The following is a 1,818-nucleotide window of genomic DNA, read 5'->3' as shown; positions in this document are numbered from 1 at the left end:
GTGGGCATCATCGGCGCGTTCTTCGGCGTGCTGGCGTAAGGACCCGGCCTATTATTTGCCCCCAAGGGAAACGGCGACCCATTGCGGTCGCCGTTTTTTATTACCGAAAGCTAGTTGGAGGTGCTTCGTGATTCGATCTGACAATCCACCCGATAATGGCGTGAGCGGGGCGATGTATCTATTTGGCACGGCGCTCTTGTGGAGTTTTATCGGCATCCTCGTTCGCGCCAATTCGCAGTCAGCTCTTTTGATCGGTGCCGTCACGGCAATATTTATGGCGCTCTTTATCCTGCTCGTCGGCAGACCCGTCCTTCGCGTCAGCCGTCTTATTGTCCTTGTGGCCGTCTGCAACTTCGTGACGGGCACCACGTTTAACTTTGCCAACCAGCTCACGACGGTCGGCAACGCGATCGTTCTGCAGTACACCTCGATGATTTTCGTTATCGTGTATCAATCGCTCGCAACTCGCACGTTGCCCTCGCCTGCGAAGATTGCCTCCGTGGTGGTTGCTTTTACGGGTATGGGACTTTTCTTTTTAGGTGATTTGAGCGCCGAGGGCATGCTCGGAAATCTGCTTGCCGTCATTTCGGGCGCCACCTTTGGGCTGTGTTTCTTTTTAAACTCTCGCCCCGATGCGTCGCCCATGGTGTCCTCGCTCATCTCCTGCGGCATCTCGATACTTCCGATCGTCTATTTTGCCGGCGACCTAGGCTCCGTGAAACCCTTTGAGTGGGGGCTTATGCTGGTGCATGGCCTTTTTTGCAGCGGCCTTGCGAGTGTGCTGTATGCCAAGGGGATTGCGCGCACCAACGCGTTTGCGGCCAACTTGGTTTGCATGAGTGAGGTCGTGCTCGCTCCCTGCTGGTCGGCGCTCCTCTTTGGCGAGGTCTTTCGCTGGAACGAGTTTTTGGGCGCAGCGATGATCGTTTTGGTGATTGTGGCCAACTTGGCATCCGATGCTTTTGGCGACGGCTTTCTGGTGGCGCTTGTCCGCCATCGAAACAAAGAGCGTGCCTAATGGGATGCGCCTGCCGTTTACGGAAAAAAACACCCCGCTGAGCGACTGGTATTAAATAAGGCGAACCTGCATACCTATAATTGGTATCAAATCATTTGTGCCTGGTATGGGTGTTAGCAGCACACCAGGTACGCTTCGAGCCGTGGAATCGAACTCCCGGAATTGATATCAACAACGCGCGCGACGGGAGTGACGACGGTTCGAGATTCCTTATTGGGAGGAATTATGCTTGTCCAAGCAATCCTCGTCGGCTTAGTCGGAGCGTTTGGATGCCTCGACTACCAGCTCGGCACCCTCTACGCGTTCCGCCCCATCGTCCTGTGCCCGCTCGTGGGCCTGGTGCTGGGGGACCTGCAGACTGGCCTTGCCGTTGGCGCCAGCCTGGAGTTGCTGTTCATGGGCTCGATTTCCATCGGCGCCTACGTGCCGCCTAACGAAACCGTCGGCGGCGTGCTCGCCTGCGCGTTTGCCATTCAGCTCGGTCAGGGTACCGAGACGGCCATCGCGCTCGCCATGCCCATCGCCGTCCTTGCGCTGACGATCGGCAACATTACCAATGCCTTGTTCCCTGTGTTTGTCGATATGGCAGACAAGTTCGCCCTCAAGGGAAACCTCAAAGGCATCTACGCCGTTCATTGGGGAATTGGAATCTGGGGCTGCGTCGAGTACTTCCTGCTGTGCGGCGGCGCCTTCTATTTGGGTTCCGACGCCATCCAGGGCCTGCTCGACTTCATCCCGCCCTTCATCATCGACGGTTGCGGCGTTGCCGCCAACATCCTGCCGGCCATGGGCTTCGCCAT

Annotated in this window: 2 protein-coding genes; both read left to right on the top strand. The window is 57.0% G+C overall.

The annotated features are described in order from the left end of the window. Positions 1-127: 127 nt before the first annotated feature. On the top strand, positions 128-1,018 hold the full coding sequence (locus DWZ52_RS09780) for a DMT family transporter (RefSeq protein WP_225093980.1): 891 nt from the start codon (positions 128-130) through the stop codon (positions 1,016-1,018). 225 nt (positions 1,019-1,243) lie between these two features. Beyond that, the coding region (locus DWZ52_RS09775; RefSeq protein WP_147330331.1) for a PTS sugar transporter subunit IIC at positions 1,244-1,818 on the top strand (575 nt) is incomplete at its 3' end.

Origin of the sequence: Collinsella sp. AF33-16, from assembly GCF_003475325.1 — a bacterium.
In the GTDB taxonomy this organism is placed as follows: domain Bacteria; phylum Actinomycetota; class Coriobacteriia; order Coriobacteriales; family Coriobacteriaceae; genus Collinsella.
This window is presented reverse-complemented; position numbering and strand designations above follow the sequence as displayed.